The 18,786-nt window shown below is 73.8% G+C and carries 17 protein-coding genes and 1 pseudogene; 8 read left to right on the top strand and 10 right to left on the bottom strand.

Features of this window, described 5'->3' with window-relative positions; translation table 11 throughout:
* The first annotated feature begins 13 nt into the window (after positions 1 to 13).
* A complete protein-coding gene (locus ACSNOH_RS07070) occupies positions 14 to 286 on the top strand; it encodes a hypothetical protein (protein WP_436720332.1) in 273 nt (90 codons plus the stop codon).
* A gap of 181 nt (positions 287 to 467) precedes the next feature.
* Here ACSNOH_RS07070 and ACSNOH_RS07065 read toward each other — a convergent pair.
* Positions 468 to 1,505, bottom strand: a pseudogene (locus ACSNOH_RS07065) (SWF or SNF family helicase); the annotation flags it as partial.
* Positions 1,502 to 4,387, bottom strand: coding sequence for a DEAD/DEAH box helicase (locus tag ACSNOH_RS07060; RefSeq protein WP_436720331.1), 2,886 nt, complete (start codon positions 4,385 to 4,387; stop codon positions 1,502 to 1,504). The gene ACSNOH_RS07060 and the pseudogene ACSNOH_RS07065, both read right to left, overlap by 4 nt.
* 260 nt (positions 4,388 to 4,647) lie before the next feature.
* Between ACSNOH_RS07060 and ACSNOH_RS07055 the strand changes: the two genes are divergently transcribed.
* Both ACSNOH_RS07055 and ACSNOH_RS07050 read left to right on the top strand, forming a co-directional pair.
* Entirely contained in the window at positions 4,648 to 5,682 is a 1,035-nt protein-coding gene (locus tag ACSNOH_RS07055; protein WP_436720330.1) for a fatty acid desaturase family protein, read from the top strand.
* Positions 5,683 to 5,749: 67 nt separating this feature from the next.
* Positions 5,750 to 5,932, top strand: coding sequence for a hypothetical protein (locus ACSNOH_RS07050; RefSeq protein ID WP_436720329.1), 183 nt, complete (start codon positions 5,750 to 5,752; stop codon positions 5,930 to 5,932).
* A gap of 38 nt (positions 5,933 to 5,970) precedes the next feature.
* Here ACSNOH_RS07050 and ACSNOH_RS07045 read toward each other — a convergent pair whose 3' ends face one another.
* From ACSNOH_RS07045 to ACSNOH_RS07030, 4 genes are all read right to left on the bottom strand, one after another.
* A complete protein-coding gene (locus ACSNOH_RS07045) occupies positions 5,971 to 6,987 on the bottom strand; it encodes a TolB-like translocation protein (RefSeq protein WP_436720328.1) in 1,017 nt (338 codons plus the stop codon).
* On the bottom strand, positions 6,984 to 8,279 hold the full coding sequence (locus ACSNOH_RS07040) for an MFS transporter (RefSeq protein ID WP_436720327.1): 1,296 nt from the start codon (positions 8,277 to 8,279) through the stop codon (positions 6,984 to 6,986). The genes ACSNOH_RS07045 and ACSNOH_RS07040 overlap by 4 nt, the downstream gene beginning before the upstream one ends.
* Before the next feature lie 2 nt (positions 8,280 to 8,281).
* On the bottom strand, positions 8,282 to 9,178 hold the full coding sequence (locus ACSNOH_RS07035; protein ID WP_436720326.1) for an alkaline phosphatase family protein: 897 nt from the start codon (positions 9,176 to 9,178) through the stop codon (positions 8,282 to 8,284).
* Positions 9,179 to 9,337: 159 nt separating this feature from the next.
* Entirely contained in the window at positions 9,338 to 9,625 is a 288-nt protein-coding gene (locus ACSNOH_RS07030) for a hypothetical protein (protein ID WP_436720325.1), read from the bottom strand.
* 101 nt (positions 9,626 to 9,726) lie between these two features.
* On the opposite strand from ACSNOH_RS07030, the gene ACSNOH_RS07025 reads away from it, so the two are divergent.
* A complete protein-coding gene (locus ACSNOH_RS07025) occupies positions 9,727 to 10,695 on the top strand; it encodes an oxygenase MpaB family protein (RefSeq protein WP_436720324.1) in 969 nt (322 codons plus the stop codon).
* Here ACSNOH_RS07025 and ACSNOH_RS07020 read toward each other — a convergent pair.
* Positions 10,678 to 11,205: a PadR family transcriptional regulator gene (locus ACSNOH_RS07020; protein ID WP_436720323.1), complete on the bottom strand. Its 528-nt coding sequence runs from the start codon at positions 11,203 to 11,205 to the stop codon at positions 10,678 to 10,680. The two genes, ACSNOH_RS07025 and ACSNOH_RS07020, sit on opposite strands and share 18 nt — an antisense overlap.
* A gap of 101 nt (positions 11,206 to 11,306) precedes the next feature.
* On the opposite strand from ACSNOH_RS07020, the gene ACSNOH_RS07015 reads away from it, so the two are divergent.
* Positions 11,307 to 12,077 carry an alpha/beta fold hydrolase gene (locus ACSNOH_RS07015; protein ID WP_436720322.1) on the top strand — a complete coding sequence of 257 codons (771 nt, stop codon included), beginning with the start codon at positions 11,307 to 11,309 and terminating at the stop codon, positions 12,075 to 12,077.
* Positions 12,078 to 12,108: 31 nt separating this feature from the next.
* Here ACSNOH_RS07015 and ACSNOH_RS07010 read toward each other — a convergent pair whose 3' ends face one another.
* On the bottom strand, positions 12,109 to 12,762 hold the full coding sequence (locus tag ACSNOH_RS07010; protein WP_436720321.1) for a class I SAM-dependent methyltransferase: 654 nt from the start codon (positions 12,760 to 12,762) through the stop codon (positions 12,109 to 12,111).
* Positions 12,763 to 12,887: 125 nt separating this feature from the next.
* On the opposite strand from ACSNOH_RS07010, the gene ACSNOH_RS07005 reads away from it, so the two are divergent.
* Entirely contained in the window at positions 12,888 to 13,310 is a 423-nt protein-coding gene (locus ACSNOH_RS07005) for a roadblock/LC7 domain-containing protein (protein ID WP_436720320.1), read from the top strand.
* Positions 13,311 to 13,400: 90 nt separating this feature from the next.
* Positions 13,401 to 14,372 (top strand): DUF6397 family protein, encoded by a 972-nt coding sequence (locus ACSNOH_RS07000; protein WP_436720319.1) that lies wholly within the window; start codon positions 13,401 to 13,403, stop codon positions 14,370 to 14,372.
* 30 nt (positions 14,373 to 14,402) lie between these two features.
* On the opposite strand, the gene ACSNOH_RS06995 is transcribed toward ACSNOH_RS07000, so the two are convergent.
* Positions 14,403 to 15,266, bottom strand: a complete 864-nt coding sequence (locus tag ACSNOH_RS06995; protein WP_436720318.1) for an acyl-CoA thioesterase — start codon at positions 15,264 to 15,266, stop codon at positions 14,403 to 14,405.
* A 49-nt stretch (positions 15,267 to 15,315) separates the two neighbouring features.
* Positions 15,316 to 17,829, bottom strand: a complete 2,514-nt coding sequence (locus ACSNOH_RS06990; protein WP_436720317.1) for a DEAD/DEAH box helicase — start codon at positions 17,827 to 17,829, stop codon at positions 15,316 to 15,318.
* 135 nt (positions 17,830 to 17,964) lie between these two features.
* Between ACSNOH_RS06990 and ACSNOH_RS06985 the strand changes: the two genes are divergently transcribed.
* Complete coding sequence (locus ACSNOH_RS06985) at positions 17,965 to 18,756, top strand: metal-dependent hydrolase (protein ID WP_436720316.1); 792 nt, start codon at positions 17,965 to 17,967, stop codon at positions 18,754 to 18,756.
* Positions 18,757 to 18,786: the final 30 nt, after the last annotated feature.

The raw sequence follows: 18,786 nt of genomic DNA, 5'->3' as shown, positions 1-18,786 counted from the left end.
CGCCGCCGCCCTGGTGGCCGTCGCGGCGCTCGGGGTCGGCGCCGTGCTCTTCGCCGGCAGCAAGGACGGCAAGCCGGTCGGGCCGGGTGACGGAGGGTCGCCCGGCGGGACCGCATCGGCGCCGTTGACGGTGCCCAGCGGGTTTCCGTCCCAGTGGCCGACGGCGCTGCCGTCCGGTCTGCCCAGCGGCTTCCCCACCAGCCTGCCCACCTCGCTGCCATCCGGTCTGCCGAGCGGCTTCCCCACGGGCCTGCTGCCGGTGTCCGGCGAGGACGGCGGCCGCTGACCCCTGGCTTGCGTACGGGCCGTCAGACGGCGGGCAGGCGAGGAAGCGCACCGCCGTCCGGTCCGGGCCGATGCGCCGCGCGCCCGGCGCGGGCATGGCGGCGCCGGGGCCGGGCCCGCCCGAACGGGATCGGCGGGCCTCCACAGGGGCCGGAGGGTCAGATAGCCTCCGCCGGAGCCGATTCCGCCGCGGCGAGCGCGCCGGGGCCGCCCTCCTGCCACGCCCGCACCGCCCGGTCGAGCTCGGACCGCTCACGTCCGCAGCCCGCCGCGAGCCGTTCGGCGATCCGGTCGTCCGGCCCGGCCGCGGCGAGCCGCACGGCGTCCTCCCACAGCGTGAGCTCCCGCGCGACGGGAGCGCGCTCGTGACCCGGCGCCAGTGCCGCCGCCAGCAGCTGCCGCGCCTGCCTCGCCGCGGCCGTCACCAGGAACTCCAGCGCCGCCGGGTCCAGCCCGGGCGCGGGCGCCACGTCACCGCCGAACATCGGCGAACGGCCCGGCGCCGTCACCGCCGGAGGCGGATCCGGCAGCGGAGGCACGGAGGAGGCCGCGGCGAACACGTCCGCGGCCGGCACGCCGGAGGCCGGGCCGTCACCACGTCCGGGCGCCCGGTCCGCCCCCGTGGGGGCGCTGCGCTTCTGCAGTTCGTCCAGCAGCTCGCGCTCCCCGCGCCCGCGCATCAGCAGCAGGACGAACGGGTCCTGGTCGAGCAGCCGAGCCATCTGGTGGCACAGGGCCGACGTGTGCGCGCAGTGGTCCCAGGCCCCGCAGGAGCACTCCGGCTCCAGGTCGCCGATGCCCGGCAGCAGTTCCACCCCCGCCGCCAGCGCGTCCTCCGCCAGGTGCGGCGGTATGTCGCGGTCGAGCAGCGCCGCGATGTACCCCGTCCGGCCGGCCACCAGGTCGAGCAGCCGGTCCCAGCATGCCGCCGTGAGCTCCTGCATCACCACGTCCGCGCGGTACGGCGTGCCGTCGGGGTCCCGGACGAGCGCCGTGAGGCGTCCCGGCCGTACGGAGACCGCGCCCACCGCGCCCGCGCGCGCGTGCTTGCGCCCCGCCTTGACCTGCTGGCCGTCGAGCGCCGTGTCCTCCAGCGCCTTCAGCCACGCCCGGCCCCACCACGTCCGCGCGCCGCTCCGGCCGCGCTCCGGCGGCAGCGCCTCGAACGTGCGCTCCGCCCGGCCGGCGGCGTCCCGTGCGGTTGCATCCTGTCCGGTCAACGCCCGTTCCCCCTCAGTGCGACGAGTTCCGCCAGTTCGGCGTCGGTCAGTTCGGTCACGCCCGCCTCCGCGCCGCCCAGGACGGCGTCCGCGAGCGCCTGCTTGCGGGTGAGCATCTCGGCGATGCGGTCCTCGACCGTGCCTTCGGTGACGAACCGGTGCACCTGCACCGGCTGCGTCTGGCCGATCCGGTACGCGCGGTCGGTCGCCTGCGCCTCCACCGCCGGGTTCCACCACCGGTCGAAGTGCACGACGTGCTCCGCCCGGGTGAGGTTGAGGCCCGTGCCGGCGGCCTTCAGGGACAGCAGGAAGACGGGGACCTCGCCGTCCTGGAACCGGCGCACCATCTCCTCGCGGCGCGGGACGGGCGTCCCGCCGTGCAGCAGCTCCGTGCGGACGCCGCGCGCCCCCAGGTGCTGCTCCAGGAGACGGGCGGTGGCCACGTACTGCGTGAAGACCAGCACGCTCGCCCCCTCGGCGAGGATCGTGTCCAGCAGCTCGTCCAGGAGCTCGACCTTCCCCGAACGCCCTGCGATCCTCGGGGACTTCTCCTTGAGGAACTGCGCCGGGTGGTTGCAGATCTGCTTCAGGGCGGTCAGGAGCTTGACGATCAGGCCGCGCCGCTCCAGGCCGTCCGCGGCCGCGACCTCGGCGAGCATCTCCCGCACCACGGCCTCGTACAGGCCGGCCTGCTCCTTGGTGAGCGCCACCGCGCGGTCCGTCTCCGTCTTCGGCGGCAGCTCCGGCGCGATGCCCGGGTCGGACTTGCGGCGGCGCAGCAGGAACGGGCGGACCAGGGACGCCAGGCGCTCGGCCGCGGCCGGGTCCGCCCCGCTCTCGACCGCCTGGGCGTAGCGCCTGCGGAACCGGCCGAGCGGGCCGAGCAGCCCCGGGGTCGTCCAGTCGAGGATCGCCCACAGCTCGGAGAGGTTGTTCTCCACCGGTGTGCCGGAGAGCGCGACGCGCGCCTTCGCGCCGATCCTGCGCAGCTGCCGCGCCGTGTCGGAGGCCGGGTTCTTGACGTGCTGTGCCTCGTCCGCGACGACCAGGCCCCAGGCGACGCCGTCCAGCTGCCCGGCGTCGAGCCGCATCGTCCCGTACGTGGTGAGCACGAACTCGCCGCCGGACAGCCCTTCGAGGGAGCGCGACGCGCCGTGGAAGCGGCGTACGGGCGTGCCGGGCGCGAAGCGCTCGACCTCCCGCTGCCAGTTGCCCATCAAGGACGCGGGGCAGACGACCAGCGTCGGGCCGGCCGCGCCGGGCAGCGTCTGCCGGTGCAGGTGGAGGGCGATGAGGGTGATGGTCTTGCCGAGCCCCATGTCGTCGGCGAGACAGCCGCCCAGCCCGAGCGACGTCATCCGGTGCAGCCAGTCCAGGCCGCGCAGCTGGTAGTCGCGCAGGGTGGCGGCGAGCGCGGCGGGCGGGGGGACGGGCTCGCGCCCGTGCTCGGGGTCGGCGATGCGGTCGCGCAGCGCCGCCAGCCAGCCGGTGGGCCGGACGTCGACCTGCGGGCCGTCCTCGTCGCCCTCGTCGGCGGGCGCGCTGCCCGTCAGGGCGGCACCCAGCGCTTCGACCGGGGTGAGCTTGCGGTCCTGCCGCGCCCGGGCGTGCCGCACCGCTTCGGGGTCGACGAGCACCCACTGGTCGCGCAGGCGTACGGCGGGCCGGCCGGCTTCCGCGATCCGGTCCAGTTCGTCCTGGGTCAGGTCCAGGCCGCCGACGGCGAAGCGCCACCGGAAGGTCAGCAGGGCGTCGGCCGAGAGCAGGGACGGCATGCCGGAGCGCTCGCGGCCGGTCTCCTGGCCGTCGTCGTCCGGCGGGCCGACGACGGCTCGCGCGGTGAACGTGCGGACGAGCTCCTTCGGCCAGTGCACCTCGACCCCGGCGGCGTCGAGCGCCGCGGAGGCGCCGCCCAGCAGCTCCCCGACCTCCTCGTCGGCGAGGTCGACGGCGCCGGGGACGGCGGCGGAGAGCAGGGGCGTGAGCACGGGCCAGGCGCGGGCGGCCCGGCGCAGCGCCAGGAGCGCCTTCATGCGCGCGTCCCGGCCGAGCGCCGCGCTTGCGGGCGACGCACCGGACCACACCTCGGCGGCGTCGGCCACGACGGCGGGGTCGGAGAGGCTGTGGAGCTGCAGGACGGCCCGGAAGCGCGGGGCCGCGTGCTCGTCCGCGCCGAGCGCCCCCAGCGCCTCGACGCGCAGCGAGAGCCGTACGCCCGCGTCGTGCCCGGCGGCGACGCTCTCCGCCCAGGCGCGCTGCTCGGGCAGGCGGCGGGGCTCCGGCGCGGCGAAGGCGGGCCCGCCGGCGGCGAGGGCCGCGGCGGGGGAGCGCGGCAGCCCGTCGGCCACCGCGTCCAGGAAGGCGCGCAGGAGCTGCTCCGGCTCGGGCAGCAGCAGGGGGCCGCTGCCCGGGAGCGGTACGGCGTGCGCCGCGGGCGGCATCGCCGCGGCCAGGTCACGCACCCGGCGCAGGTCGTCGGCGGTGAGCGGGCCGACGCGCCACGCGTCGTGGTCGGTCGCGGACAGCCCGGGCAGCAGGCGCCCGCGCGCCGCCAGCTGGAGGGCGAGGACGGCGGCGGCGCCCCAGAAGGCGGCCGCCTCGCAGGCGCGGGCGGCCCGGGCGCGGGTGAGGACGGGCAGGGCGTCGCGCACCGGCAGCACGGCGGCCCGCACGGTCGTCGTGGTGACGCCGTCGCCGTCCGCGACGGCGACGGTCAGGTCCTCGACGCCGCCCGGGGAGGCGGGTGGTTCGTCGTCCGGGAGCCAGAAGGCCACCCGCCCGGTGCGTGCGGGGTCACCGGGCAGGAAGACCGCCGAGCACCGGGCGAGCCGGGAGATCTCGGAGGGTGTTGCGGCAGAGGGCGGTGTCACAGCGCTGCGCATTCCTCAAATTTGACTAGTCGGAGTCCGGAGCGGCCGAGGGTACAGGAAGCGCGCTCCGGACGAAGTCCTCCGCGACGTGAGCCGGGCCACACCGGCGGAGGTGAGGTGTACTCAGCCCCCCTGTCGCCGGAGGGGCTTCCCCCTGCCCCCGGGAGGGGGCTCCCCCCGCAGGACCCGGGTGGTGGCGCCATGGTTCCCCACCGCCCCCGATCCGTACGTTCTGTGAGGTCAGCCCCGCTATCCGATCGTCCGGAGAATCCATGCCCCAGGCAGCCGCACTGCTCGCGAAACCCGCACCCGGCAGTGACTTCGCCCCTCTGCTCCGCCAGGTCCGGGACCAGGGTCTCCTCGAACGCCGCAGGGGATGGTACGCGTGCAGCATCGCGGTGAACCTCGTGGCGCTCGCCGCCACGGCGGCCGGGATCGTGCTCAGCGGCGACTCCTGGCGTACGGTCCTGCTGGCCGTTCCCGCGGCCCTGTTCTGGGCCCGCACCGCCTTCGTCGGGCACGACAGCGGGCACGCCCAGATAGCCGCCACCCGGCGCACGGGCAGGCTGATCGGCCTCCTCCACGCCGACCTCCTGCTGGGCATGAGCTACGGATGGTGGAACGACAAGCACAACCGCCACCACGCCAACCCCAACCACGTCGGCAAGGACCCCGACGTCGGCGTCGGCGCGCTCGTGTGGACCCGGGAACAGGCCGCGCAGCGCCGGGGGCCCGCCGTCCGGTGGCTCACCCGCAACCAGGCCCGGCTCTTCTTCCCCATGCTGCTGCTCGAAGGCATCAACCTGAAGGTATCGAGCGTGCGCGACCTCGGGCGGCGCAGCGCCCGGGAGCGGCGGACGGAAGCCGTGCTCCTCGCCCTCCACGCGGCCGGCTACGCCGCCCTGCTGCTGACCTCGATGTCCCCCGGCAAAGCGGTCGTCTTCGCCCTGGTCCACCACGCGCTCTTCGGCCTCCACCTCGGCATGGTCTTCGCCCCCAACCACAAGGGCATGGAGATGCCCGACCCGCACGGCGACCGCTGGGGCCACCTGCAGCGCCAGGTCCTCACTTCGCGGAACGTACGCGGCGGGCCCGTCACGGACTGGCTCATGGGAGGCCTGAACTACCAGATCGAGCACCACCTCTTCCCGAACATGCCGCGGCCTCACCTGCGCCTCGCCCGGCCGCTGGTCCGCGCGCACTGCCGCGCGTCGGGGCTGCCGTACACGGAGACTGGAATCGCCGGCTCGTACCGTCAGGCGCTGCACCACATGCACGAGGTGGGCGCCCCGCTGCGGGCCGGGTGAGGAACCGGGGCGGGCCGCCGGGCGTTCTCCCGGACAGAGCGGCCGCCGTCGCGAAGGAGGCAGGGAAATGAGCAACAGGGCCAAGGTTGCCGCCGGAGGCGTGGCCGTCGGAGTGATCCTCATGTGGCTGCTGCCCTTCTGGGCCGCCCTGCTGGTGATCGTCGGAGTCCCGGTGGGCGCGTATCTGCTGCTGGACCCCTCGCAGCGCAAGCGGCTGCGCCGGGTGTCGCGCAAGGAGCTCGGCCGCTGAAGGCCGGCGGTCCCGCGCGGGGCCGGCCGGCGCGGAGGTCAGCCGGTGAAGGCCGGGGCCAGCGCCGCGGCCATGGCGATCCGCGGACTGCCGGACCCGTCCGCGGGAACGGTCCACAGATCCGATCCGTCGCCGCCGGGCAGCGCGTAGACGAGGGTGCGGTCGTCCCGCCAGACCGCCTGGTCGTCGATGCTGCGCCGCTCGGCCGCCGGGGTCTCGCGCTGCGTGCGCAGGTCAAGGACGTACAGCCGCCAGGGCGCGCCGTCGGGCGCGCCCTCGACGCGCTTCTTGTAGGCGATGCGCGTCCCGTCCGGCGACAGGGACGGGCATTCGGCGTTGGTGCGCACGGCCCGCAGGGTCCGCCCGGTGCGGTCGCCCTCGACGAGATGCGTCCGCCCGCCCGTCGCGACGGTCGCGTAGAAGCGCCTGTCGTCGGCGAACGTGACGCCCCAGACGTTGGTGTCCACGGCCTTGTGCGGCCGCCCGTCCAGGAAGAACCGGTAGTCCTCCAGGTTGCGGTCCAGCGTCCAGGTGCGCAGGTCCAGAACGGAGGTCCGCGTGGAGAAGTTCGTACCCGCGTACGAGTCGCCGCTGACGAAGACGGTCCAGGCGACGGTACGACCGCTGGGGGACACCCGCGCGCGGGTCGGTACGCCCGCCAGGTCGTAGTGGCGCAGTTCGCGCAGCCGGGAGTCCAGGACGACGGCCCGGTAGCCGTCGCGGAGCCCGCCGTGCACCGCCTGCAGGCAGATGCCCGTGCCGCCCGCCGCGTGGAAGCGCAGGCAGTGCACTCCGGAGGCGGTGCGCGGGCCGGAGGGGCCGGCGGCGGGCACCGAGGCGATCTCGTCGCGGTGCGGCCCCCAGACCATGTTCCGGAAGACGATCCGGCCGGGCGCGTCCAGCGCGACTTCGCCGGAGGCGACCCGGGGGCCGCCCGGACGCGCGCGGTCCTTCTCGGCGGCCCGTCCGGCGGCGTGCAAAGTGGCGGCCAGCGCGACGCCGCCGAGGACCAGGACGGCCACGAGCAGGATCAGGAGACGGTTCCTGCGGCTCACCGGCACGACCCCTCCGGATTCCGCTTCGTGTGCTCCGGGGCCGTCGAAGGGCGCAGCAGCAGGACGCTGACGGCGACGCAGACGGCCAGTCCGGCCGCTGCGGCCTGCAGCGCCGTGCGGTCACCCCAGGCGGCCCAGGCCGCGCCGAAGGCGATCGAGCAGGCGAAGCGGGCGGCCGCCTGCCCCGTCTGCACGACGGCGAGCCCGCTGCCGCGGACGGCCTCGGGGACGGCGTCGGCGGCGGCCGCGGCCAGGACGCCGTCCGTCGCGGCGTAGAAGCTCCCGTGCAGCGCGAGCGCCAGGCACGGCAGGACGGGCGAGCCGCCGAGCGGAACGGCGAGCACGCCGTACGCCCCCAGGAGCGCGAGGTGGCCGCACAGGAACAGCCGCCGCCGTCCGAAGCGGTCGGCCACGGCGCCCAGCGGCACGGCCAGGAGCAGGAAGGTTACGGCCGTCCCGAGCGGCAGCAGCGGGAACCACGCCTCGGACAGGTCAAGGCGCCGCTGCAGGGTGAGGTACAGGAACGAGTCGCTCACTGTGGTCAGCCCCAGCAGCACCGCGCACGCCGTCAGCCGGCGCACCTCGCGGCGGCGCGCCACGGCGCGCAGCGGCGCCCTCCCGGCGGGCGCGCCGCGGTGACCGGGGGCCGCCGTGCGACCCGGCACGAACAGCAGGAGCACGAGCACCCCGAGGGCGGCCGTACAGCCGCTCACGGTGAACACGGCGTCGTAGCCGCCGGCCGCTGCCCGCAGGACGAGGAAGGCGACCAGGGGTCCGGCCAGTGCGCCCGCGGTGTCCATCGCGCGGTGCACCCCGAAGGCGCGGCCGCGGGCGGCGGGTGAGCAGGCCAGCGAGATCATGGCGTCGCGCGGTGCGGTGCGCAGGCCCTTGCCCGTGCGGTCGGCGGCGAGCACCGCGCCGATCGCGGGCACGCCGTGCACGAGGAGCAGCAGCGGCTTGCACAGGGCGGACAGGCCGTAGCCGGCCGCGGCCACTGCCTTGTGGCCGCCCGGGCCGCGGTCGGCGAACCTGCCGCCGGCGAGCCGTACGAGCGCGCTGACACCGTTCTGGATGCCGTCCAGGAGGCCGAACCCGAGCGGCGAGAGACCCAGTTCGGTGACGAGGTAGAGCGGCAGGACGGCGGTGACCATCTCCGAGGAGATGTCGGTGACGAGGCTGACGGTGCCCAGGGCGAGCACCGTCGCGGGGACGGCGGCCCGCCGGCCGGAGGAGGGGGACCGGCCGGCGGTGCCGGGGACACCCGGAGCGGTGCGGCTGTCCGCGAGGTACACGGTCAGCTGTTCCAGATGCCGGTGATGTCCCGCGCGCTCGCGGCCCTGCCGGCGTGCGCGGTGCCGTACATGTCTTCGAGCGTGCGCAGGACGTCGTAGTGGTTGTAGGTGGTGGCGGACGTGGATCCCGGTGTGACGGGCTGTCCGTACAGGACGGTCGGGATGCGGTTGCCGCTGAGCCGGTTGTCCTCGTCGAAGGTGACGAGGAGCAGGCTGTTGTGGGTCTTCGCCCAGTCCGCGTAGCCCTTGAGGTTGTTCTTCAGCCAGGTGTCGCCGGTGCCGACGGAGCAGTCGTGCATGTCGCTGCAGAGGTTGGGCACGACGAACGAGACGTCCGGCAGTGTGCTGTAGTCGGAGGGGAAGGCGGCCATGGTGTGCGCAGTGGCGGTCGGCACGTTGCGGAAGCCGAACCAGGGGTTGTGCTTCTGCGCGTACTTGCCGCTCTTGCAGGTGGTCGACCCCTCGGAGGGCAGGGATTCGTTGTAGCTCGCCCAGGTCCTGCCCGCGGCGGCCAGTTCGGAGGCGAGGTTGGGCGCGTCGCTGAAGCCGGGGGTGACGCAGCTGTCGTCCGTGACGCCCTGGGTGTCGCCCGAGAAGAGGGCGTAGTAGTTGGGCTGGCTGGGGTGCGTCTCGGCGTACGAGGCGGTCAGGTTCGCTCCGCCCGCGGCGAGGGAGTTGAGGTAGGGCGCGCCGGAGCTGCCGATGACCTGGTCGTAGGCGTGGTTCTCGAAGACCACGACCACGACGTGGTCAGGGGTGGGCACGAGCGCTGCCGCGGTGGAGTCCGAGGCCCACAGGCCGAGGGAGGCGGCCGCGAGACCGGCGGCCGCCGCTGCGGCGCCGGGACGGCTGCGGCGGCGACGGCGCGGCACGCGGGGCCGGCTGATGGTGGGGGGCATGAGAGAAACGTAGGACGAGCGACGTGTCATGTACACGCCTTCAAGGTGACTGCTTCGGGAACTGTTCGAGGCTCCTGGAAGGGCCCGGGGCAGGGGGCGGTGTGACCGCGGACGGGCCGTGGCTGTTCCCGAGGTCCTTTCGGCCGCCGGGCCGGCTGGTCAGGCGACCGGTAAGTTGAGCAGCTTGCGCGCCATGCGCTGCGGCGTCTCGTCGTGCTCGCGGGCGAGCGCGAGGACCGCCCGGCACGCGAGCTCGTTCACCCCGAAGCAGAGCGCTTCGGGGGAGACCCAGCGGGCCGCTTCGGCGCTTCTCTCGTGGTCGTCCTCGGCGCACGCCGCCACATAAGCGGCCGCCGCCTCGAAGAGGTTGCGCTGCCGCCCGGCGGGCGGCGGGGGCTCCGGCGACTGCCGGGCCTCCTCGATGCGCTTGCGGAGCTTGCCGAACACCGATCCTCACCTGCCTCCGCGAGCGTTCCGTGCCGTGGTCGTTCAAGTGTGCCCGCCGCCCGTAGAGTTGAACCTCCGGCGAACGAAGGGACGACCACCGCGTGAAGCGCTACGACCGGCTCAAGGAGATCCTGAGTCTGGATCCCGAGCGGGACTTCCTCAGGATCTACCGGATCACGGCGACCCTGGAGTTCCCGTGGGACATCACACGAGCCCTCGAATTGGCGCTCTACAGGACCTATGCGGTGCCCAGCATCGGCCACCTCCTCGCGGAGACGGGCGAGTTCGCCCGCCGCCCGCAGAAGCGCTACGACGACACGGCCCTGCTGCTCGACACCGTCGTGGAGCACGGTTTCGACAGCGAGGCCGGCCGGACGGCGATCCGCCGGATCAACCAGATGCACCGCAGTTATGACATCAGCAACGAGGACATGCGCTACGTCTTGTGCACGTTCGTCGTCGTTCCGGTGCGGTGGGTGGACGCGTACGGCTGGCGAAGGCTCTCGGGGCACGAGCGGCGCGCGATCGCCGCGTACTACCGCACCCTCGGCAAGCACATGGGCATCCAGGACATCCCTCTCTCCTACGCGGAGTTCGAGCGCTGCCTGGAGGACTACGAGGCCGAGCACTTCGGCTGGGACGAGGGCGGCCGGCGCGTGTCGGACGCGACGCTCGACCTGATGGCCTCCTGGTACCCGCGCCCGCTCGCCCCGCTCGTGCGCGCCGCGAGCACGGCCCTGCTCGACGATTCCCTCCTGCGCGCGTTCCGCTACGAGCAGCCCCACCCCGCCGCCCGGGCACTCGTCCGGGGCGCCCTGCGGGCCCGGGGCAGGGCCGTGCGGCTGTTGCCGCCGCGCCGCATTCCCCACTACGTGCGCCAGAACCCCGAGATCAAGGGCTACCCCGGCGGCTACGTCGTCGCGGAGCTGGGCACCTTCCCCGCCGGCCGCCGGGGAGCGGCCTGCCCCGTGCCCCACGGACGGCCCGCCGGGGGTGCTGCGCCCGCCGGGGCCGGGGCCGAGGGGGAGGCGCCCGGCCCGGCGGGGACGGGCTCAGACCCCGCGGAGTGAGCCGATCGTCTCGCGCAGCCAGGCCAGTTCCGCCCGGCTGGTGGCGCGAGCGATGGCGAGCACTCCGCGCCGGAAGGGATCCTCGATCTCCTCGGCGGGCAGCGGCCGGTCGCCCGCGTAGAAGAAGCTCGCCGGCTGCTGGAGGAAGGCGAGGCGCCGTTCCAGCACGGCGGCCTGTCCCGCCGGTTCACCGAGGTGCCGCAGGAACGCGAGCACGGTGAACCAGCGGTTCTCGTCCGTGATGTCGTTCTCGGCCGGTTCCGCCAGCCGGTTCCGCAGCTCCTCACGGCCGTGCGGTGTGAGGCTCAGCACGTGCCGAGGGGCGGCTCCGGAGCCGGGCCGGGTCTCGCGGGCCAGCAGCCCCGCCGACTCCAGCCGCTTGATCGCCGGATAGAGCGACCCCTCCGCCACGGGCTTGACGTGCCCGGTGAGCGCGGCGATGCGTTTGCGCAGCTCGTATCCGTGCAGTGAAGCGTCGTAGAGAAAACCGAGGATGGCGAGTTCAAGCATGGCGGTATTCAACCCGACAGCCGCTGTACATCGCTCTGGCGGTACATCGTGATCGATGTATGGTGATGATCCAGTACGGAATCGCTGGAGGGGAGAAGGGCATGCGACAGGCGGAGTTCGGATCCACGGGGGCCTGTGTGCGATGGACCGAGGCCGCCGGAGGCGGCCCCGCGCGGGTCTACCTCCACGGCCTGGGTTCGGCCTCGGCCGTCTACCACGCGCACATCGCGGCCGCTTCCGCGCTGGCCGACCGGCGTTCGCTCTTCGTCGACCTCCCGGGACACGGCATCAGCGACCGCCCCCTGGACTTCGGTTACACGCTGGAGGAGCACGCCGACGCCGTGGCCGCGGCGCTGCACGCGGCCGGCGTCAAGGGCGCCGAGGTCGTGGGTCACAGCATGGGCGGTGCGGTCGCCGTCGTGCTCGCGACGCGGCGGCCCGAGCTGGTGTCCGGCCTCGTCCTCGCCGAGGCGAACCTGGACCCCGACCCGCCCCGCACGGCCGGCAGCAGCGGCATCGCTTCCTACACGGAGGAAGGTTTCGTCCACGGTGGCGGGTTCACGGAGACGCTGCAGCGGGTGGGGCCGCTCTGGCGCGCGACGATGCGGCTGGCCGACCCGACGGCGCTCCACCGCAGCGCCGTCGGCCTGGTCCGGGGGACCCGGCCGACGATGCGCCGGATGCTGCAGGAACTGGCCATTCCGCGGACGTATCTGATGGGTGAGCTGAGCGGTGAACTCCCGGGGCGCGAGGAGCTGGAGGCGTCCGGTGTGGTCGTGCAGACCGTGCCCCGTGCCGGGCACAACATGATGTTCGACAACCCCGCCGCCTTCGTGGAGGCGGTCGCCGGACAGTCCCTGCTGACCTCGTAAGCCCTCTCCGCCCCGCTCCCTTACGGTTCCCTCAGCCTCGGACCGCTCCGTTCCGCTCGGGGCGGTCCGTGCGGCTCGCGAGCACCAGGAACCGGGTGTCCTCGTCCGTGTACGAGTCGAGGCGCCAGCCGCCGCGCGCCAGCAAGGGGCGCAGGTTGGGCTCGGCACGCTCGTCATCGGGCGTCACCTGACGGCCGTGGCGGGCCGCGAGCGCGGCCCGGCCGACGGGGTGGAACAGCGCGAGCCGCCCGCCGGGCCGTACGACGCGGGCCAGCTCGGACAGGCCTTCCACCAGGTCCGCCAGGTGCGAGACGAGGCCCGCGGCGAAGACGGCGTCGACCGAACCGTCACGCAGCGGGAGCCTGGTGACATCGGCCAGCAGCAGCGCGCCGGCGTGGTCCCGGCCGGCCCGCACGGCCGCCTCCAGCATCGCGGGCGTGAGGTCCGCTCCGAGTACGGTGCCCCGCGGGCCGACGGCCGCGCGCAGCGCCGGCAGCGCCCGGCCGGTGCCGCACCCGGCGTCCAGGACCGCGTCGCCCTCCCGCAGCCCGAGGTCGGCCACGGCGGCGTCGTAGGCCGGTCCGTCGTCCGGGAACCGGGCGTCCCAGTCGCGCGCCCGCTCGCTGAAGAACTCCTGCACATGGGCGGGATCGCGCCACTGGTCCTTGGTCGTTTCCTGTGCCATGTCCCCATCATGTGCCAACTTGTGCACGGAGACGTGCCGACGGGCCGGGACGGGTTGCCGACGGCACGCGGGTGAGCAAGGCTGGCACGGCAGTTACGGGGAACAGCGGAACGGGGAGGCGGGACATGGCAGCCGGCAAGGGGCTCGACTGGATGCTGGACGACCTGACCGAGCGCATCGAGCACATACGGCACGCGCTGGTGCTCTCCAACGACGGACTCGTGACGGGGGCCAGCGCGGGACTGCAGCGCGAGGACGCCGAACACCTGGCCGCCGTCGCGTCGGGGCTGCACAGCCTCGCGAAGGGCACGGGCCGGCAGTTCCGGGCCGGCCGGGTGCGGCAGACGATGGTCGAGTTCGACGAGGGCGTGCTGTTCGTGACCGCCGCGGGCGACGGCAGCTGTCTGTGCGTCCTCGGGGGAGCGGACGCCGACATCGGCCAGATCGGCTACGAGATGACGCTGCTCGTCAACCGCGTCGGCGAACACCTCGGCGTCGCGGCCCGGCAGCAGGGCGGGGCGGCCGGCGGCCCGGCCGGCGGCAGCTGACGGAGGGTTATCCACAGGCTGGAACCACCGTCGCACTCCACCGCTATCGTCGTCACTGTCAGTGATCGGACGGTGTTCGGGGGAGGAAACATGGCAGTGCAGGAATGCCGCGAGCGGGGGACTGCGGCCACGGTGGCCTGCGGGACGGCGGCGCGAGAGCTCGGTCTCAAGCGCCGCGAATTCGAGCTCGCCGTGCAGTTGGGGCACGTGCGGACGGTGTCCGTCGCCGCCGGCGGCAGACCGCGGGTCGCCCGCGAGGAGATCGACCGGCTCCGCTCCGGCGAGGGATTCCCCGAGTCCCTGCGCAATCAGCTCTGGGTCGTGGGCACGGCAGAGGGCGCCCAGCTGATCGGCGTGAGCCCCGCGCGTTTCACACGTCTCGCCAGGGCCGGGTGCTTCGCCCCGGTGAGGTTCTACGTCAATCGCTACCGCGCCGTGGTCTGGCACTATCTGGCCGCGGACCTTGTGGAGTTCGCCGACGCCAATCCGGAGCTCCTCACCGGCCGTACGGACCCCGCGCTCCGCATGGAGCTGGAGGAGCGTGACGACCAGCGGGCCCGCAGCTGGCGTGCCCGGCGGCTCGGCCAGCTGGCCGTGCTCACCGAGGATCCCTGGGAGCGCGTCGCGGCCGTCGCGGCCGTGCTCTCCGCCGATCAGCTGGCGGATGCCGTGCCCGACCCGTACGAGCGGGCGTACGTGAGAGCGCTGCGCCCGGATCTCGCCGGGATCCGCACGGACTCGGCGGCGGCGCGAGAGGTCATCGAGCGGGTGACGCTCGCCGTCGATGCCGACGAGATCGGGCGCCACCGGGAGCGGCTCGCCCTGGCCCTGGCCGCCGCCCGCGAGGACAGGCCGGCGCCGCAGCCCGCCGGGCACGTGCCCCGTCCTGCTGTGCTGCCGGCGCCCGGCCCGGCACCGACGCCGGACCCGCCGGAGACGGAGCCGGACGCAGTTGCCGGCCGGGGCCCGGGAGGGGAGCGGGAGGCGCAGACGGAGCCGGAGGCACCGCCGGCACCGGCGGGCCTGCGGGGATGGCTCCGCCGGCTGCGCCTCATCGCGTGAGCGCCGCACCGGGGCCCGCGCCGCCGGCTCTCAGCCGATCTTGCGGAACAGGCCCTCCTGCATCACCGACACCAGCAGCCGGCCCTCACGGTCGAAGATCTGACCACGGGCCAGCCCGCGGGCGCCCGTCGCGATCGGCGACTCCTGCTGGTAGAGGAACCACTCGTCGGCCTGGAACGGCCGGTGGAACCACATCGCGTGGTCGAGGGAGGCCATGTCGAAGCCGCGCGGCCCCCACAGCGGCTCCACCGGGATGCGTACGGCGTCGAGGAGCGTCATGTCGCTCGCGTACGTGAGCGCGCACGTGTGCACGAGCGGGTCGTCGCCCAGCGGCCCCAGCGCGCGCATCCACACCGCGCTGCGGGGCTCGGCGTCCGCCAGCTCCGCGGGCGTCCAGCGCAGCCGGTCCACATAGCGGATGTCGAAGGCCAGCCGGCGCTCCATGTGCCGCAGCGCGCTGGGCAGCTCGCCGAGGCGGTCGCGGATCTCGTCCGCGAGCCGCGGCAGCTCCTCGGGCGCCGGCACGTCCGGCATGGCCACCTGGTGCTCGAAGCCCGGTTCGGGCTCGTGGAAGGAGGCGGTGAGATTGAAGATCGTCCTGCCCTGCTGGACGGCCACCACGCGCCGCGTGGTGAAGGAGCGGCCGTCCCGCACCCGCTCCACCTGGTACACGATCGGCACGCCCGGCCGCCCCGGGCGCAGGAAGTACGCGTGCAGCGAGTGGACCGGGCGGTCACCGTCGGTGGTCCGCCCGGCCGCGACCAGCGCCTGCCCGGCCACCTGCCCGCCGAAGACGCGCTGCAGCGACTCGTCGGGACTGCGGCCCCGGAAGATGTTCAGGTCGATCCGCTCCAGGTCGAGCAGACCCACCAGACGGTCGGTCGGTGTGGTCATCGGGCCTCCTTCGCTGCCGGGGCGGGCCGCGGGGGCCGCGCCTCGGAGGCTACAGCTGACCGACCTCCACGACGCGGACCACCGCGCGGCCCTCCTCGTCGGAGGCGGTCAGGTCCACCTCCGCCGTGATGCCCCAGTCGTGGTCGCCGGCCGGGTCCGCGAAGGTCTGGCGGACGCGCCACAGCCCCTCCTCCGGCTTCTCCTCGATGCGCAGCAGCTTCGGGCCGCGCGCGTCGGGGCCGGTGCCCAGGTCGTCGTACTCGTCCCAGTAGGCGTCCATGGCCGCTGCCCAGCGGTCCTCGTCCCAGCCGGAGTCGGCGTCCATCTCGCCGAGCTCGCCGACCTTGTCGAGGGCGGCCAGCTCCACCCGGCGGAAGAGCGCGTTGCGCACCAGCACCCGGAAGGCGCGGGCGTTCGCCGTGACCGGCTTGACCTGGTCGGCGCGGTCCTGGGCCTCCTCCGCCGACTCCTCCTCGGGGTTGGCCAGCTGCTCCCACTCGTCCAGCAGGCTGGAGTCGACCTGGCGCACCATCTCGCCCAGCCAGGCGATCAGGTCCTCGAAGTCGTCGGACTTCAGGTCGTCGGGGACGGTGTGGTCCAGCGCCTTGTACGCACTCGCCAGGTAGCGCAGGACGATGCCCTCGGTGCGTGCCAGGTCGTAGAAGGAGGTGAACTCGGTGAAGGTCATGGCCCGCTCGTACATGTCGCGGATGACCGACTTCGGCGACAGCGGGTGGTCGCCGACCCAGGGGTGGCTCTTGCGGTAGAGGCCGTAGGCGTGGGTCAGCAGCTCGTCGAGCGGCTTGGGATAGGTCACGTCCATGAGCCGCTCCATGCGGTCCTCGTACTCGACGCCCTCCGCCTTCATCGCGGCGACGGCCTCGCCGCGCGCCTTGTTCTGCTGCGCCGCGAGGATCTGCCGCGGGTCGTCGAGCGTGGACTCCACCACCGAGACCATGTCCAGGGCGTAGGACGGCGACTCCGGGTCCAGGAGCTCGAAGGCTGCGAGCGCGAACGTCGACAGCGGCTGGTTGAGCGCGAAGTCCGACTGCAGGTCCACGGTCAGGCGGACGATGCGGCCCTCGGCGTCGGGCTCGTCGAGCTGCTCGACCACGCCGCCGTCCAGCAGGGAGCGGTAGATGGCGATGGCGCGGCGGATGTGCCGGAGCTGGTTCCTGCGCGGCTCGTGGTTGTCCTCCAGCAGCCGGCGCATGGCCTCGAAGGCGTTGCCCGGCCGGGCGATGACCGCCAGCAGCATCGCGTGCGTGACCCGGAAGCGCGAGGTCAGCTGCTCGGGCTCGGAGGCGATGAGCTTCTCGAAGGTGTTCTCCGTCCAGCCGACGAACCCCTCGGGGGCCTTCTTCCGGACGACCTTGCGCCGCTTCTTGGGGTCGTCACCGGCCTTCGCCAGGGCCTTCTCGTTCTCGATGACGTGGTCGGGCGCCTGGGCGACCACGAAGCCGGCCGTGTCGAAGCCGGCCCGCCCCGCGCGGCCCGCGATCTGGTGGAACTCCCGCGCCCGCAGCGTGCGCACCCGCTGGCCGTCGTACTTGGTGAGCGCGGTGAACAGCACTGTGCGGATCGGCACGTTGACGCCGACACCGAGGGTGTCCGTGCCGCAGATGACCTTCAGCAGCCCCGCCTGCGCCAGCCGCTCCACCAGGCGGCGGTACTTGGGCAGCATGCCCGCGTGGTGCACGCCGATGCCGTGCCGGACGTAGCGCGAGAGGTTCCGGCCGAACTTGGTGGTGAAGCGGAAGTTGCCGATCAGCTTGGCGATCTCGTCCTTCTCCTCGCGCGAGCACATGTTGATGCTCATCAGCGCCTGCGCCCGCTCCACGGCCGCGGCCTGCGTGAAGTGCACGATGTAGACGGGCGCCTGGTGCGTCTGCAGCAGCTCGGTGAGGGTGTCGGTGAGCGGCGTCGACCGGTACTCGTAGGACAGCGGGACGGGACGGGTCGCCGAGCGGACCACGGCGGTGGGGCGGCCCGTGCGCCGGGTCAGGTCTTCCTCGAACCGGGACACATCGCCCAGCGTGGCCGACATCAGGATGAACTGCGCCTGGGGCAGCTCCAGCAGCGGGATCTGCCACGCCCAGCCCCGGTCCGGCTCCGCATAGAAGTGGAACTCGTCCATCACGACCTGGCCGATGTCGGCGTCCTTGCCGTCCCGCAGCGCGATGGAGGCGAGCACCTCGGCGGTGCAGCAGATGATGGGCGCGTCCGCGTTGACCGAGGCGTCGCCCGTGAGCATGCCGACGTTCTCCGTGCCGAAGATCTTGCACAGGTCGAAGAACTTCTCCGACACCAGCGCCTTGATGGGCGCGGTGTAGAACGTCACCTGGTCGTTGGCGAGCGCGGTGAAGTGCGCTCCGGCCGCGACGAGGCTCTTGCCGGAGCCGGTGGGGGTCGAGAGGATCACGTTCGCCCCCGAGACCACCTCGATCAGCGCCTCCTCCTGCGCGGGGTACAGCGAGATGCCCCGCTCCTCGGCCCAGGTCGAGAAGGCTTCGAAGAGGGCATCGGGGTCGGCATGGCTCGGCATCTGATCGATAAGGGTCACCCCTCCATACTGCCTGGCCCCGGACCGGATCACGGAACCGGCCGGTCCAACGGTGATCATCCGGAGGCTACGCTGAGTCGCCGACCCGGCGTCAGAACAGCGCACGCCGTCCGGCACGAGGAAGTGGGAACGACCATGATGGGACCGGCGCACTCGCTCTCGGGAGCGGCCGCCTGGCTGGGAGTGGGGGCGGCGACGGCGGCCGCCGGCGAGCCGATGCCCTGGCCGGTGCTCGTCGTCGGAGCCCTGATCTGCGCGGGAGCGGCACTCGCCCCCGACCTCGACCACAAGTCGGCGACGATATCGCGCGCCTTCGGCCCGGTCTCCCGCGTGCTGTGCGGCGTCATCGACAAGCTCTCCCACTCGGTCTACAAGGCCACCCGCGGGCCCGGCGACCCGCGCCGCAACGGCGGCCACCGCACCCTCACCCACACCTGGCTGTGGGCCGTCCTCATAGGCGCCGGCACCTCCGCCCTGGCGGTCACGGGCGGCCGCTGGGCCGTGCTCGGCATCCTCTTCGTCCACCTCGTGCTCGCGGTCGAAGGGCTCCTGTGGCGCGCGGCCCGGACGTCCAGCGACATCCTGGTGTGGCTTCTCGGGGCCACCAGCGCCTGGATACTGGCCGGCGTCCTGAACGAGCCGGGCAACGGCGCCGGCTGGCTCTTCTCCGGCCCGGGCCAGGAGTACCTGTGGCTGGGCCTGCCGATCGTCCTCGGCGCCCTCGTGCACGACGTCGGCGACGCCCTCACGGTCTCCGGCTGCCCGATCCTGTGGCCCATACCCGTCGGCCGCAAGCGCTGGTATCCGGTGGGGCCGCCGAAGGGCATGCGCTTCCGGGCGGGCAGCTGGGTGGAGCTCAAGGTCCTCATGCCCGCGTTCCTCGTGCTCGGCGGCCTGGGCGGGCTCGGGGCCCTGGACTTCATCTGACCGGGGCGCCCGGGCCCGCCCGGCGGGCGG

Origin of the sequence: Streptomyces sp. URMC 127 (assembly GCF_051386535.1) — a bacterium.
Taxonomy (GTDB): Bacteria; Actinomycetota; Actinomycetes; order Streptomycetales; family Streptomycetaceae; genus Streptomyces.
The sequence above is the reverse complement of the archived record's forward strand: the minus strand, read 5'-3'. Positions and strand labels throughout refer to the sequence as shown.